This window comes from Azonexus hydrophilus DSM 23864, assembly GCF_000429605.1.
Lineage (GTDB): Bacteria > Pseudomonadota > Gammaproteobacteria > Burkholderiales > Rhodocyclaceae > Azonexus > Azonexus hydrophilus.
The window spans coordinates 142,801-157,200 of sequence record NZ_AUCE01000013.1 but is presented as its reverse complement, the minus strand read 5'-3'; the positions used below and the strand labels follow the sequence as shown (position 1 = coordinate 157,200).

The 14,400-nt window shown below is 64.4% G+C and carries 10 protein-coding genes; 5 read left to right on the top strand and 5 right to left on the bottom strand.

Features of this window, described 5'->3' with window-relative positions; all coding sequences use genetic code 11:
• Window position 1 precedes the first annotated feature (1 nt).
• Window positions 2–1,453: a complex I subunit 4 family protein gene (locus G471_RS0107965; RefSeq protein WP_028994887.1), complete on the bottom strand. Its 1,452-nt coding sequence runs from the start codon at window positions 1,451–1,453 to the stop codon at window positions 2–4.
• Window positions 1,454–1,620: 167 nt separating this feature from the next.
• On the opposite strand from G471_RS0107965, the gene G471_RS0107960 reads away from it, so the two are divergent.
• Together G471_RS0107960 and G471_RS17060 are read left to right on the top strand one after the other, a co-directional pair.
• Complete coding sequence (locus tag G471_RS0107960; RefSeq protein WP_043421180.1) at window positions 1,621–2,205, top strand: response regulator; 585 nt, start codon at window positions 1,621–1,623, stop codon at window positions 2,203–2,205.
• 90 nt (window positions 2,206–2,295) lie between these two features.
• The gene (locus G471_RS17060; RefSeq protein WP_051295360.1) at window positions 2,296–3,813 is read left to right on the top strand and encodes a methyl-accepting chemotaxis protein; all 1,518 of its coding nucleotides are present in this window, start codon (window positions 2,296–2,298) and stop codon (window positions 3,811–3,813) included.
• Between the two features lie 4 nt (window positions 3,814–3,817).
• Here the strand turns inward: G471_RS17060 and dnaE are convergent, their stop codons facing one another.
• On the bottom strand, window positions 3,818–7,261 hold the full coding sequence (dnaE, locus tag G471_RS0107950; RefSeq protein ID WP_043421177.1) for a DNA polymerase III subunit alpha: 3,444 nt from the start codon (window positions 7,259–7,261) through the stop codon (window positions 3,818–3,820).
• 25 nt (window positions 7,262–7,286) lie between these two features.
• Window positions 7,287–8,441 carry a benzoate/H(+) symporter BenE family transporter gene (locus tag G471_RS0107945; protein WP_028994884.1) on the bottom strand — a complete coding sequence of 385 codons (1,155 nt, stop codon included), beginning with the start codon at window positions 8,439–8,441 and terminating at the stop codon, window positions 7,287–7,289.
• Window positions 8,442–8,551: 110 nt separating this feature from the next.
• Here G471_RS0107945 and G471_RS0107940 point away from each other — a divergent pair, with 110 nt between their 5' ends.
• A complete protein-coding gene (locus G471_RS0107940) occupies window positions 8,552–9,337 on the top strand; it encodes an enoyl-CoA hydratase (RefSeq protein ID WP_028994883.1) in 786 nt (261 codons plus the stop codon).
• Here G471_RS0107940 and G471_RS0107935 read toward each other — a convergent pair whose 3' ends face one another.
• Entirely contained in the window at window positions 9,338–11,896 is a 2,559-nt protein-coding gene (locus G471_RS0107935; protein WP_028994882.1) for a putative bifunctional diguanylate cyclase/phosphodiesterase, read from the bottom strand.
• 113 nt (window positions 11,897–12,009) lie between these two features.
• On the opposite strand from G471_RS0107935, the gene G471_RS0107930 reads away from it, so the two are divergent.
• Both G471_RS0107930 and G471_RS18300 read left to right on the top strand, forming a co-directional pair.
• Window positions 12,010–13,041: an exo-alpha-sialidase gene (locus tag G471_RS0107930; RefSeq protein ID WP_028994881.1), complete on the top strand. Its 1,032-nt coding sequence runs from the start codon at window positions 12,010–12,012 to the stop codon at window positions 13,039–13,041.
• Entirely contained in the window at window positions 13,038–13,586 is a 549-nt protein-coding gene (locus G471_RS18300) for a hypothetical protein (RefSeq protein ID WP_051295359.1), read from the top strand. Before G471_RS0107930 ends, G471_RS18300 begins: the two co-directional genes overlap by 4 nt.
• On the opposite strand, the gene G471_RS0107920 is transcribed toward G471_RS18300, so the two are convergent.
• Entirely contained in the window at window positions 13,564–14,364 is an 801-nt protein-coding gene (locus G471_RS0107920; RefSeq protein WP_211226406.1) for a response regulator, read from the bottom strand. The two genes, G471_RS18300 and G471_RS0107920, sit on opposite strands and share 23 nt — an antisense overlap.
• Between the last annotated feature and the right edge of the window lie 36 nt (window positions 14,365–14,400).

Here is a 14,400-nt window from a genome sequence, read left to right as displayed (position 1 = left end):
GTCAGCCTCCTGCAAACAAGGCGGCGATGCGCGCCGTACTGCTGCCGACCAGGTCGAGCAGCGGCATCGGCCACACACCGAGAGCGACGATGGCGCCAGCCAGCAAGGCGGCGGCGGTCGTTTCGGTTCGCGTCATGTCATGCAACTGCACGGTCGGAGCAGCCGGCCGGTGCAGGTGGCCGATCACGCGCAGACCGTAGGCGGCACCGACCAGCATGGCGATGCCCAGCGCCACCACCCAGAAGCCCCAGCGCTGGTAGGCCCCGACCAGCACGTGCAGTTCGGCGATGAAACCAGCGCTGGCCGGCAGGCCGATGGCCGCCAGCAGGCCGAAGGCGATGAAGAAGGCAAAGCGCGGGGCCCGTCCGAGCAGGCCGTCGTAATCGGCCAGATCACGGGAATGCGTGCGCCGGTAGAGCAAGCCGACGACCAGGAACAGCAGGGCAGCAGCCAGTCCGTGGGCGACCATCTGCAGGACCGCGCCGGTAACTCCGTTCAGGTTGAGCGAGGCAATGCCGAGCAGGACCACGCCCATGTGCGAAATCGACGAATAGGCGACCATGCTCTTCAGGTCCTGCTGGCGCCAGGCCAGCAGCGCGCCATAAAGCAGACTCAGCAGGGCGAGCATGGCCAGCCAGCCCTGAACGGCGACAAAGGCGGCGGGCAGCGTCTCTGCGGCGCGCAGCAGACCGTAGGCGCCCATCTTGAGCAGCACGCCGGAAAGCAGGATGGACACCGGGCTGGGCGCCTCGACATGGGCCAGCGGCAGCCAGCCGTGCAACGGCACGATCGGCATCTTGACAGCAAAACCGATGAACAGCCCGGCGAAGATCAGCAGCTGCATGTTCTGCGGCAGCGCCCGCCCGCCTTCGGCCATGTCGTTCATGGCAAAGCTGTGGCCCGGCGCCGCATCGTAGAGGAAGAGCAGCGCCACCAGCATGAACACCGAACCGCCCAGGGTATACAGGAAGAAATTCAGCGCCGCGCGCTGCCGGTTCTCGCCGCCCAGGCGGTCGATCATGAAGAACAGGGGGATCAACGTCGCTTCCCAGAAGACGTAGAACAGCGACCAGTCGCGCGCCGTAAACACCCCGAACATCGCCGACTGGAGCAGGAACAGCAAGGCAAAATACAAGCGACCGCTGCCTGGCATGTTGCGCGACACGAGAACTGCCACCAAGGACAAAAATGCCGTAAGCATCACCATCGCCAGCGAAATGCCATCGATGCCAAGCGCAAAATAGGAACCGAGCCGCGCGTTCCAGGCCCGGCTCTCGTACATCTGCACGGCCTCGCCGAGCGGATCGAAAGACCAGGCGAGCAGCACGGTCAACAACAATGAGGCCAGCGCAAAGCCGAGCGCCAGCCGCCACAGCGACTGCTGCCCCCGCCCCGGAAAAACGGCCAGCAGGCAGGCACCCAGCACTGGCATGAACACCAGCAGCTTCAGCACCCCCGCCTCCGCCCTGCCTGATCTCTTGTTTTCATCCGCCGGATTATGCCAGCCGAAGCCCGCGCTTGGGCAAAACGCGAAATTTGCCAGGCGAGGCTGCAATTCGTCACCCTAACGAAAATGCTTTCAGTTACAATTTGGCAGTTTTGCAATTTTCAAAGACGACAATGGCAGACAGCGAATTCCTCAGTACCCGGCAAGCCGCCCAGCGCCTCGGCGTATCCCTCGGCACGGTCCAGAACATGGTCGAGAACGGCGTTCTCGACGCCTGGAAAACTGCCGGCGGCCACCGCCGCATTCCGGCCAGCTCGGTCGACAACCTGCTGGCCAAACGGCGCAAGCAGATCTCCCGGCCCGGCGAGCAAGGCGGCCAGCTCGACATCCTGATTGCCGAGGACGACCCAACCCTGCAGAAGCTCTATCAGATCACCTTCGATAGCTGGAAGCTGCCGATCACGCTGCGTATCGTCGGCGACGGTTTCGAAGGCCTCCTGCAGGTTGGCCAGCAGATGCCCGACATCCTGATCGCCGACCTGATGATGCCCGGCATGGACGGTTTCGAGATGATCAAGCGCCTGCGCGCCATGCCCGACCTGAGCCCGATGGACATCATCGTCGTCAGCGCCATCGACGGCGCCGAAGTCCGGCAGCGCGGCATCCCCGCCGACGTCACGGTATTCGGCAAGCCAATCCCCTTCCACGAGATCAAGGGTTTCGTCCTCGGCCGTCTGGCAGCACGTCAACGTATCTGAAACACGCCCCACCTGTAAGCTGCCATTAAGAAAGCGCAGGCAAGATAGGGGCTGACTTTTTCCGACAATAAAAACCACCAGGAGACAAATATGGGATGGTTCGGAAACAACGGGGCACTGGACAAGGTCGACCGCGACATCGCCGCCATCGCGGACGGTCAGGCCGATCTGGCCCATAGCATCGGTTCCCAGGGCAGCGATGCGGCGGGGCGCATTTCGGCCAACCTCAATCGCTTCTTCACCCGCATCCGCGGGCTGATCACCCATTCGCGCAGCAGCAGCGTCAGCATCGCCGCCGATGCCGCCCGGATGAATCACCTGGTGCAACTGACCGGCGACGCGGTTCGCCGTCAGGAAGCGCTGGCCGCAGACATCTTCGAATCGAGCAACCGGGTCAACCTGGCGGTCAGCGAAGTGGCGGTCAATTCGGACGCCATCCAGGCGTCGACGCAGAACAACCTTGATCTGGCGCAACGCTCGCTGTCGCAGATGGAGGCCGTGGCCACCACGATGCGCTCGACCAACGAGCACATCGAGCACTTCTCGACCACGGTCGGCGAACTGCACACCAGCTCCATGAAGATCAACGAGATCGTCTCGCTGATCAACGACATTTCCGACCAGACCAACCTGCTCGCGCTCAACGCTGCCATCGAGGCCGCCCGCGCCGGCGAGGCCGGGCGCGGCTTTGCCGTGGTCGCCGACGAAGTGCGCAAGCTGGCGGAAAAGGTCAAGACCGCCACCCTGGTCATCGGCCAGAACACGCAATCGATGATCAACCTGGTCGCCGACACCTCGTCCAAGACCCAGACCATCGTCGGCGAAGTCACCCGTGCCAACGAGTACGTCGAAACCTCGGCCAACGACCTCGGCACCATGGTCAGCGACTTCAAGCGCACGACCGAACAACTGTCGACCATCGCCAGCGCGATCTACAACCTGCGCGAAAGCAACCAGTCTATCCACCGCGAAGTCGAGGAAATCCGCAACCATTCCGTCGACATCTCCGGACGCATGAAACAGTGCCAGGACTCGGCCAAGACCCTGCGCGAATCGACCGAAGACCTGCAATGTACCCTGGCCGATTTCCGCACCGGCAACAGCATGTTCGATACCCTGCACGACCGTTGCGCCGGTTTCCGCGACAACGTCGCCGGCATCCTGCAGAAGCTGGCCGACCGCGGGGTGAATGTATTCGACCAGGCCTACAAGGACATCCCGGGCTCCAATCCGAAACGCTACACGACGGCCTACGACGGCCAGTGCGACAAGGAATTGACCGCGCTCTACGACCGCCTGCTGGTCGACGTCCCCGGCCTGGTCTATTCACTCTCGGTGGACAGCAACGGTTATGCGCCGGCCCATAACGGCGTGTTCTCGAACCCACCCAGCGGCGATCCGGCCGTCGACCTGACCAAGTGCCGGCACAAGCGCATCTTCAACGATCCGGTGGGTCTGAAGCTGGCCAAGAACCAGAAGTCCTCGCTGTTCCAGACCTATGTCCGCGACACCGGGGAAATTCTCAACGACCTGTCGATGCCGATCGTCATCAATGGACGCCACTGGGGTTGCGTGCGTATCGGCTTCAAGACCGAACTGGTCGCTTGATCACTCAGTAAACGATATCCACGTTTTCCGGCTGCAGCCAGCCGGAAAGCGCTTCCAGCAGCGCGTCGTCGAGACGCACCCGGAGCTCGTCGCCGACCAGCAGTTCGCATTCGGCCGAGGCATTTCGGTAGCGGATGCGCACTGCCGCCGGGCCCGGCGCGAAGGGCTGTAACAAGCTGCGCAGCCGGCGGGCATCGGAACTTCCGTTCATCTTCAGCAACAGGTGCTTGGCGAAACGGGCCCGGGCCTCGCCCAGCGTCAGCAGGCGCTCGGCGGTGACGCTATTGCCGCCGGAGAAGTCATCGTAGCGGACCTTGCCTTCGACCAGCAGGATTTCGTCGGTGACGATCTTGCTGCGCTCGGCCTCGAACAGTTCGTTGAATACCGACACCTCGACCATCGCCGTGCCGTCGTCGAGCTGGACGAAGAGCATCTTGCCGCGCCGGGTCATCTGGGTACGGATGCCGACCACAACGCCGGCCAGCACCTGGAACTCCTTGGCCGGTTCGAGTCGGTTCAGCGGGCGCCGGACGAAACGCGACAACTCCTTCTTGTAGGTGTTGTACGGATGACCGGAGAAGAAAAAGCCGAGCGCGGTCTTTTCTTCCATCAATTGCCGACGCTCGTCCCAGGGCTTGACCGTGATGTACTGCGGCGCGTGCGCCTCGGCCACATCGCCGATGTCGAACAGGCTGGTCTGCATCGCGTTGCGTTCGGCCTGCTCGGCGAACTCCATGGCGATGCCGACCGAGGCGATCAGCTTGTGCCGGTCGCTGTCGATGCTGTCAAAGGCGCCTGCCTTGATCAGCGCTTCGATGGTGCGGCGGTTGACCATGCGCTTGTCGCAGCGCTGGCAGAAATCGAACAGATCCTTGAACGGCCCACCGGCCTCGCGCGCGCGCAGGATGTCGTTGACCGCCTGCTCACCGGTGCCCTTGACCGCCCCCAGGCCGTAGCGGATTGTGTCGCGGTCGACCGGCTCGAAGCGGTAGGCCGAGGCATTGACGTCGGGCCCGAGCACCTTGACCTTGTTGGCGATGGTGTCTTCGTAGAAGATCTTGACCGTGTCGGTGTTGTCCATGTCGGACGACATGGTCGCGGCCATGAAGGCGGCGCAGTGGTAACGCTTGAGCCAGGCGGTGTGGTAGGTGACGACGGCGTAGGCGGCAGTGTGCGACTTGTTGAAGCCGTATTCCGCGAACTTGGTCATCAGGTCGAAGAGTTGTTCGGCGAGCGCCGGATCGTAGCCGCGTTCCTTGGCGCCGGCAGCGATGGTCTCGCGGTGCTTGGCCATTTCCTCGGGCTTCTTCTTGCCCATCGCCCGGCGCAGCATGTCGGCGCCACCGAGCGTGTAGCCACCGATGATCTGCGATATCTGCATGACCTGTTCCTGGTACACGATGACGCCGTAGGTCGGCGACAGGCAGGCGGTCAGGTCGGGGTGGAAGTAGTCGATGGCCTGCTGGCCTTTTTTGCGCAGGATGAAGTCGTCAACCATCCCGGAGCCGAGCGGGCCGGGACGATAGAGCGCGAGCACAGCGATGATGTCTTCGAAACGGTCGGGCGCCAGCTTCTTCAGCAGCTTCTTCATGCCCTCCGATTCAACCTGGAAGATCGCCGTGGTGTTGGCGTCCTTGAGGATCTGGTAGGCACCGGGATCGTCGAAACCGAGCGCCATCAGGTCGAGCTTGTCGCCGGTCATGCGCTCGATGTACTTGAGCGCCAGTTCGATAATCGTCAGGTTGCGCAGGCCAAGGAAGTCGAACTTGACCAGGCCGGCCTTTTCCACGTCGTCCTTGTCGAACTGCGACACCGGCGAGGCATCGCTGCCGGTCGCCTGGTAGATCGGGCAGAAGTCGGTGATCTTGCCCGGTGCAATCAGCACGCCACCGGCGTGCATGCCGACGTTACGCGTCAAATCTTCAAGACGGCTGGCCAGGTCGAACAGCTCGCGGATGGTTTCACCGTCGCCGTCGCCCTGCATCATTTCCTTGAGCTGCGGCTCCTGCTCCAGCGCTTCGGCCAGCGACACCGGCTTGTTCTGGACGATGGGGATGAGCTTGGAAATGCGGTCGCACATCGAGTACGGCAGGCCGAACACGCGGCCGACGTCGCGGATCACCGCCTTCGACGACATGGTACCGAAGGTGGCGATCTGGCTGACTGCCTCGGCGCCGTAATGCTCGCGCACATACTCGATGACGCGCCAGCGGTTGTCCTGGCAGAAGTCGATGTCGAAGTCGGGCATCGACACCCGCTCGGGGTTGAGGAAGCGCTCGAACAGCAGGGCGTAGGCGAGCGGGTCAAGGTCGGTGATGCGCAGGCTGTAGGCGACCAGCGAACCGGCGCCGGAACCCCGGCCGGGACCGACCGGCACGCCGTTGTTCTTGGCCCAGTTGATGAAGTCGGCGACGATCAGGAAGTAGCCGGGGAAACCCATCTGGATGATGGTATTGCACTCGAAGGCGAGGCGGTCGTCGTACTCGGGCCGGCGTTGCTGACGGACCTGCGGGTCGGGATAGAGCTCGGCCAGACGGACTTCGAGCCCCTTCTTCGCCTCCTCGACCAGGAATTCGTCGATGGTCATGCCCGGCGGGATCGGGAAGTCGGGCAGGAAGTTCTTGCCCAGCGTCATCTCGATATTGCAGCGGCGGGCAATTTCCAGCGTGTTTTCCAGCGCTTCCGGCAGGTCGGCGAACAGTTCGACCATCTCCGCCTGAGTCTTGAAATACTGTTCCTCGGTGTAGATCTTCGGCCGCCGATGATCGCCCAGCACGTAGCCTTCGGCGATGCAGACGCGCGCCTCGTGGGCGCGGAAGTCGTCGCGGTTCATGAACTGGATCGGGTGCGTGGCGACCAGCGGAATGCCGGTTTCGCCGGCCAGGTCGGCGGTCTGCTGGACGATGGCTTCCTGCTGCGGCTGGCCGTAGCGCTGCACTTCGAGGTAGAAGGCGTCGGGGAAGATCGCCTCCCAGGCCCGCGCGCGCTCCATGGCCAGATCGAAGTTGCCGTTCAACAGCGCTTCGCCAACGTCGCCGAGATGGGCACCGGACAGCGCAATCAGGCCGTCGCAACCGACTTCGGCAAACCACTCGCGGCGGATTTCGGCGCGGTCGCGGCGACCGTCGACGGTGTAGGCGCGGGTCAGCAATTCGCACAACTGCTGGTAGCCCTGGCGGTTGCGTACCAGCAGCAGCAGGCGGCGCGGGTCTTCCGGCGCTTCCGGGTTGGCGATCCAGACATCGGCGCCAGCCACCGGTTTGACGCCCTTGCCGCGCGCGCCGGTGTAGAACTTGACCAGGCCGAACAGGTTGCCGAGATCGGTCAGCGCCAGCGCCGGCATGCCGTCGCCGGCTGCCCGCTTGACCGCGTCGCCGATGCGGACGATGCCGTCGGTGACCGAATATTCCGAATGGAGACGAAGATGAACGTAGCGCGGCGAACTCATCGCCCGGATTTTAACCCGGCAGGCGTCATCGCGTCGGCATCACTTTCAAAACCAGCAGTCCCAGCACCAGCCCCCAGAACGCACTGCCGATGCCGAACAGCGACATCCCCGAGGCGGTGGCCAGGAAAGTCACCAGCGCGGCTTCGCGCTCGCGCTCGTCAGCCAGCGCCGCGCCCAGGCTGTTGCCGATGGTGCCGAGCAAGGCCAGCCCGGCAATCGCCGCAATCAAGGCGGCCGGCAGGGCGCCGAACAGGGCGGCGACGGTCGCCCCGAACAGGCCGGTGAACAGGTAGAAAACGCCGGCCCATACCGACGCCCGGTAGCGCTGCGCCGGGTCGGGATCGGCCGCCGGGCTCATGCAGATGGCGGCGGTGATTGCTGCCAGGTTGAAGGCGAAGCCGCCGAACGGCGCCAGCAGTAGCCCAGTGACGCCGGTCCAGGTGATCAGCGGCGAGGCCGGCGTCTGGAAGCCATTGGCGCGCAATACCGCCAGACCGGGAACGTTCTGGCTGGCCATGGTGACGATGAACAGCGGCAGGCCGACGCCGATCAGCGTGGTCAATGAAAACGTCGGCGTCGTCCATACCGGCAGCGCCAGCGTCAGGCTCACCGCCTCGGCGTGGATCATGCCGCTGGCCGCAGCGAGCAGCAGCCCGACCAGGAAGGCGAGCGGCACGGCGTAGCGCGGCAGCCAGCGGCGACCGGCGAAATAGACGGCGAACATCGCCCCGACCAGCAGCAGTTCGCTGCTCAGCGAGGTGAACAGCGCCATCCCGAAACGCGCCAGGACGCCGGCCAGCAGCGCTGCCGCCAGCGATTTCGGGACGTGGCGCATGATCGCCTCGAACAGCCCGAAAACACCGCAAACGACAATCAGCGCCGAGGCGAACAGGAAGGCGCCAATCGCCTCGCTCATCGGCACGCCACTCAGGCCAACGGCCAGCAGCGCCGCCCCCGGCGTCGACCAGGCGGTCAGCACCGGCGCCTTGAACCACAGCGACAGGCCGACCGAGGTGGCGAACATGCCGATGCCGAGCGCCCACAGCCACGAGCCGATGTGCTCGGCACTACCGCCGGCGGCGCTCGCCGCCTGGAAAACAATCGCCGCCGAACTGGTGTAGCCGACGAGAACGGCGATGAATCCGGCGGTCAGGTGGGAGACGGAAAACAGGCGGCGCATGGCGGCAACATCCGGGAAAAACAGCCCGACATCATAGCAGGTGGCTGGAGCCCGCCCGGCTTCTCGGTTACAGTCGTGGATCACCAACAATACCCATCGAGGAGACCAGAATGAGCGAAGAAGCCTGCCTGTTGCGCAACGACCGTGGCGACGGCCTGACCACCCTGACCCTGAACCGCCCCGGGCAATTCAACTCGCTGTCGCGCGAGATGCTGACCGCGCTGCAGCGCGAACTCGACGCCATCGCCGCCGACGAAGCCGTCCGCGTCGTCGTCATCGCCGGCGCCGGCAAGGCCTTCTGTGCCGGCCACGACCTCAAGGAAATGCGCGCCAACCACAGCAAGGAATTCATGCAGGCGCTGTTCCGCCAGTGCGGCGAGCTGATGCTGACGATCACCCGCATGCCGCAGCCGGTGATCGCCCGCGTGCACGGCATCGCCACCGCCGCCGGCTGCCAGCTGGTATCGATGTGCGACCTGGCGGTGGCCGCCGATGTCGCCAAGTTCGCCGTCTCCGGCATCAACGTCGGCCTCTTCTGCTCAACGCCGGCAGTCGGCCTGGCGCGCAACCTGGGGCGCAAGGCGGCGCTGGAAATGCTGCTCACCGGCGAGTTCATCGACGCCATGGAAGCCCGCGCCAAGGGCCTGGTCAATCGTGTCGTGCCGGCCGACGCGCTCGACGTCGAAATCGAGCGCCTGGCCGGGTCCATCCTTGCCAAGAGCGCCGTCGCCGTGCGCATGGGCAAGGGCATGTTCTACAAGCAGCTGGAAATGGGCCTCGCCGACGCCTACGACTACGCCGGCGAGGTGATGGCCTGCAACATGATGAGCGAGGATGCCGGCGAAGGCATCGACGCTTTCATGCAGAAGCGACCACCGAACTACAAGGGCTGCTGATCAGGCCGGTGGTTGCCAGTCCCGGGAGATGATCGCCGGGGCCGGGCGGCCGATGTAGTAGCCCTGGGCGCGGTGGATTTCCATACGTTCGAGTTCGCGCAACACCTCCGGCGACTCGACGTACTCGGCGACCACCGCGATGCCCATTTCCCGCGCCAGCGAACGGATGCTGGTGACGAAGGTGCGATCCTTGTCGCTGTTGAGCATGTTGGCGATGAAGTCGCCTTCGATCTTCAGGTAGTCGATCGGGAAACGGCGCAGGTAGTGGAAGGACGAGAAGCCAGAGCCGAAATCGTCGATCGCCAGCTTGAAGCCGTCGGCCTTCAGATCGTTCAGGAAGCGTTCAAGCAGGGCCAGGTTCTTGACCGTGTCGCGCTCGGTGATCTCGAACACGATGCGGTCCGGCGAAATGCTGCTGGCGGCGATGATGCGGCGCAGGTCGCGAGCGAATTCGTTGAACACCAGCGCACGCGGCGACAGATTGACGAAGATTTCGCCGTCGTGCCCCTGCTGCGCCAGGGCATGCAATGCCCGTTCGAGTACCAGCATGTCGAGGCGGTGGATGACGCCGATCTTCTCGGCGATCTCGACGAACTCGTCGGCGCGGATCATCTCGCCCTTGAGGTCGATCCGCGACAGGACTTCGTAGGCGACGATGCGACGCTCGGCGACATCGAGTATGGGCTGGAAATACGGCACAACGCGCTGATTCTCGATGGCCTCGATGACCATCAGGCTCTTCTGCGAGATGTCGCGGAAAATCTCGACCACATCGTTCTGCGACGGCACCGCCACCTGATCCTTGCCGGCGGCCTTGGCGCGATACATCATGTTGTCGGCGAACATCAGCAGGTCCTTGGTGCTGTCCGCATGATCCGGATACACCGCCAGGCCGATCGAGGCCGTACCGCGCAGACGGACGCCGTCGGCCGTGACGATTTCGAGTTGCTCGATGGCGCTGCGGACGCGCTGGGCGACGACGACGACAGCTTCCTGGGTGGCCTCCGGCAGCAGCGCGACGAATTCGTCGCCGCCGTAACGGGCCAGGATGTCGCCATCGCGCAAGGCACCCTGAACCTGACGGGCGAAGCGCTGCAGGTAGGTATCGCCGACCGCGTGTCCGTGGGTGTCATTGACCAGCTTGAAGTTGTCGAGGTCGATCAGCAGCAGGCCGAAACTGTAGCCGTGACGCTGGGCGCGGCCGACCTCATAGGACGACAGTTCCCAGAAGACGCGCTGATTGAACAGGTCGGTCAGCGGGTCGCGAGTCGCGTAGTACTCCAGGTCGCGGGTGTATTTGTAGATCGCCTTGACGGAACCGACCACGTTGAGCAGCGTGGACAGCACACTCTCGACCACCAGGTAGCGGGTCTCGTCCTCAAGCACCCCGGCATGGACACCGATCCCGACAATGCCGCCGATCTTGGGCTTGTCGACGAAGAAGGACTTGACCCGCAAGGCCACCTCGGCTTCGGTCAGTTCGACCGCCGGCGCACTGATATTGGCAACGTGATGGTGGATGGCAAAGGCGCCACTATCGGCGAAACTGGCCATCTGCCCCAATTCCTGGCGGATGTGGTGCTCCATGCGGGCGCGCGTTTCCGGCGAGGCCGGGCCATACCAGAAGACCTCCAGATCGAACATCTCGTCGTCGATCTTGAAGATCGAGAACAGCGTATGCGCTGGCAGGATGGTATTGATGTCGATCAGCAGGCGACCGACGTATTCGCGCCAGTCGCGGACGACGTCGGCGGTGATGACGAATTTCTCGAGCAGGCCGATCTCGAAGGTCAGGATTTCCTTGTCCACGGCAATGCCGCGCAACTTGTCGAGCAGGCGGCGCAAAGCCTGGTCGATGCGATTCAGTTCGACAAAACCGAAATCGCGCTGGGCCATGGCCAGCGCCTTGAGGTCGGATACCGCGCTGACCTGATCGAATTCCTCCTGCAGGCTTTCCACCGCGCCTTCGATGCGTCGCCCGACCCACCAGACGGCGCCGCCGGCCAGCAAGGCGACAAGCGGCAGCAGCAGGGCAAATGCCCACGACAGTTCGCGCCGGGCATCGGCAAGCAGGCCGGCGTAATCCTGGCGCACTTCGATGGCCCCGAGGCTGACACCGGGCGTTGCGTTGGCATGACAGCCCAGGCAACGCTGATCGGCGATCAGCGGATAGACGTGACGGGCAGTTTCGCTGCTGTCGATACGCACCGCCTGCCCGCTGGCCATCGCCGACTGCAACACGTCGTCAAGTTCGGGCTGCTCGATGACGCCATAAGTGTCGATCACCAGCTGGCCACGATAGATCTGCACCTGCATATTGCTGCCTTCGCCGGAACTGGCCACCCCGCGCAGGAAATCGTCGGCCTGGCTGCGGCTCCAACCCTGACTCATCAGCTGGTACATGGCGGCGAAGGTGATCCGCGTTGCCGCGTCGGATGCGCGCGCGGCATTGGTACGCACGATGTTGTCGAACACACGATCGAGCGACCAATAGGCCCCACCGAAAAACAATGCTGCGACGACAGCCGATGTCGCCAGAATGAACCTGCTTATGCGCATAGCAATCTCCCCGGCGGGAGATTATCACCAACTGCATTAAATCGTACTGATCTAAGACAAAAGTACGAGACGTGACAAGGCACTGCGAGCGCAAGCGGCGCTACAATCCGGCCATGCCGCAAGCCCCTTCCCTACCGAAAAACCCTGCCCCGAAACTCCTGCACTGGTTGGCCGCCGCGATTTTCTTGCTGGCGCTGGCCGCCGCCTTCTGGCGGGCACCGCAGCTGCCGCCGACAGCATTCGCGGCAACGCCCGTCCTCGCGCTCCCCACGCAGCCACCACTGCTCCAGCACGACATGCTGCCCGGCGTCGGCGGCCTGCTCGGCGCCCCCAGCCTGACCCGTCTGGCCGACGGCCGCATGGCCATCGCCTGGTTGGCGCAGGCTGACGCCCCCCGGCACCACGACGTCATCTGGTTCAGCACGCTGAGCGACGGCAACTGGGGCGAACCTTACCCGGTCTTTTCCAGCGAAGAAGCCGCCGGCAAACTTTTCGCCCACATCCGGCATCTTGCCGACCCGATCCTGTACGCCCATGGCGAGGCCCTCCATCTGTGGTTCACTGCCGGCGGCGCTGGCGCCCACCGCATCGTGCACACCCTGTCCGACGATGGCGGTCAGCACTGGCAAGCGCCGCTGCGACTGACGACCTCGCCGGTCGGCGTTGCCGATACCCGCCTGCGCATGGCACCACTCACGCTGGACGACGGCGGACTCGGCTTGCCGCTCAGCCCGACATTAATCTCCGCCCGCGACGAATGGCTGCGTCTTGACAGCCACGGACGCATCGTCGGTAAGGTCCGCCTGCCGGACGAGCCCCCCGCCGCACCGTGGCGCCCCGTCAGCCAGCCCGACACCCTGGCCGATAACCGGCCGCAGGCAATGACCCGGCTGGCCAGCGGGCGACTGTTGCTGGCCGGCAACACCACCACCGGCGCCGGCACGCTGGCGGTCTGGGTCGGCAACGCCGACGGCAGTGTCTGGCAAGCGCCAAGGATCATCGAAGCGGCGGCCGACGCCGATTTCTCCGCGCCTTCGCTGGCCCTGGCCGCCGATGCCGGGATTCACCTGGCCTACGGCTGGCGCCAGCAGGGCATCCGCCATCTGCGTTTCAATGAAGCCTGGCTCGACGGGGCGCCGCAATGAACGCCCTGTCCGCCTACAGCCTGCTTGCCCATGGTTTGATTTTCGGCGCCCTGGCCAGCCTGCTGCCGCTCGGCGTGCTGCGCCCGAAAGCCGCGCTGACGGCAACCACCATCGCACTGATCGCCGGGATCGCGCCGGTCATGCATTCGTTGTTCGGCACACCGTCGGTGACCCTGCTGATGCTGGCCATCCTCCACCTGCCGGCCAGACCGCTGACGCCGCTGGGCTACCCCGGCGCGCTCGGTCTGCTCGCCTTTGCCGCACTCTTCTATCCGGCCGCGCTGGGCTGGGGCGCCTTCGATCCCTACGCTCTCGGTTACCAGCCGTGGATGCTGCTCGGCGCGCTGATCCCGGTCGCTCTGGCCCTCTGGCTGAGGCGCATGCACGTCTGGCTGATGATCCTGGCCGTCGACCTGGCGGCTTACGCCAGCGGCATTTTCGACAATCTCTGGGACGCCCTGGTAGACCCGCTGCTGGTCCTGCTCGCCTTCTGCATCGTGCTAAGGCAGCTGGTGTTGCGGGTCATCGCTGCAAGGCATCGCTGATCAGGCGGCGAATGTTCGAGGCTTCGAACGGCTTGTCGCAGATGGCCGACACCCCGGCCCGCTCGACGGCCGCCAGCCGGCCCATGTTCTGCTCGCTGGTCACCATCAGTACCGGCACTTCGGCCTGCCAGCTTTGCGTGCGGATGTATTCGGTCAGTTCGCGGCCGTCCATCTCCGGCATGTTGTAGTCGGTAATGACCAGGTCGAACATGCTTTCCTGCAGCACCGCCACCGCCTGCCGGCCGTCGACGCATTCGGTGATGCGCTCGATGCCGAGCTCCTCAAGCAGCCGGCGCAGGTGATGCCGCGACGCCAGACTGTCGTCGACCACCAGCACGCGCAGCCCTTCGATCTCGGCGAGATCGATGTCCTGCGGCGGATTAAGGTAATCGGCGGCAGCGTACAGGGCGCGCGACAACTGCTGTTCAGTGAACGGCTTGGCGACGATGGCGCAGGCACCGGATTGACGGACCGGCTCAAGCACTTGCGGCCGCGTCTCGCTGGAAACCAGAATGAAGGGCACGCTTTCCAGCGCCGGGTCATCGCGCATCGCTGCCACCAGTTCGGTCCCGGCCATGTCCGGCAGATAGAGGCTGCTGATCACCACCTGTCCGTCGGTCGCATCCTGCAGGGCAATCATTGCGGCACTACCGTTGGCGACGATGGTGATCCGGCGCACCCCCTGATTGGTCAGCATGCGTTCAACCAGATGCGCCTGCATCTGCGAAGGCTCGACAAGCAGGACGACGAGATCGGCCAGGGAGGTGGTCAGGGCCATGCGCACAGACTCCGGATAGCGTGAATGCACTCACTA

Excerpts from the sequence above, each read along its gene's own strand:
- G471_RS0107960 (WP_043421180.1), top strand. The coding sequence starts at position 1,621 with ATGGCAGACAGCGAATTCCTCAGTACCCGGCAAGCCGCCCAGCGCCTC.
- G471_RS17060 (WP_051295360.1), top strand. The coding sequence starts at position 2,296 with ATGGGATGGTTCGGAAACAACGGGGCACTGGACAAGGTCGACCGCGAC.
- dnaE (WP_043421177.1), bottom strand. The coding sequence starts at position 7,261 with ATGAGTTCGCCGCGCTACGTTCATCTTCGTCTCCATTCGGAATATTCG.
- G471_RS0107945 (WP_028994884.1), bottom strand. The coding sequence starts at position 8,441 with ATGCGCCGCCTGTTTTCCGTCTCCCACCTGACCGCCGGATTCATCGCC.
- G471_RS0107940 (WP_028994883.1), top strand. The coding sequence starts at position 8,552 with ATGAGCGAAGAAGCCTGCCTGTTGCGCAACGACCGTGGCGACGGCCTG.
- G471_RS0107935 (WP_028994882.1), bottom strand. The coding sequence starts at position 11,896 with ATGCGCATAAGCAGGTTCATTCTGGCGACATCGGCTGTCGTCGCAGCA.
- G471_RS0107930 (WP_028994881.1), top strand. The coding sequence starts at position 12,010 with ATGCCGCAAGCCCCTTCCCTACCGAAAAACCCTGCCCCGAAACTCCTG.
- G471_RS18300 (WP_051295359.1), top strand. The coding sequence starts at position 13,038 with ATGAACGCCCTGTCCGCCTACAGCCTGCTTGCCCATGGTTTGATTTTC.
- G471_RS0107920 (WP_211226406.1), bottom strand. The coding sequence starts at position 14,364 with ATGGCCCTGACCACCTCCCTGGCCGATCTCGTCGTCCTGCTTGTCGAG.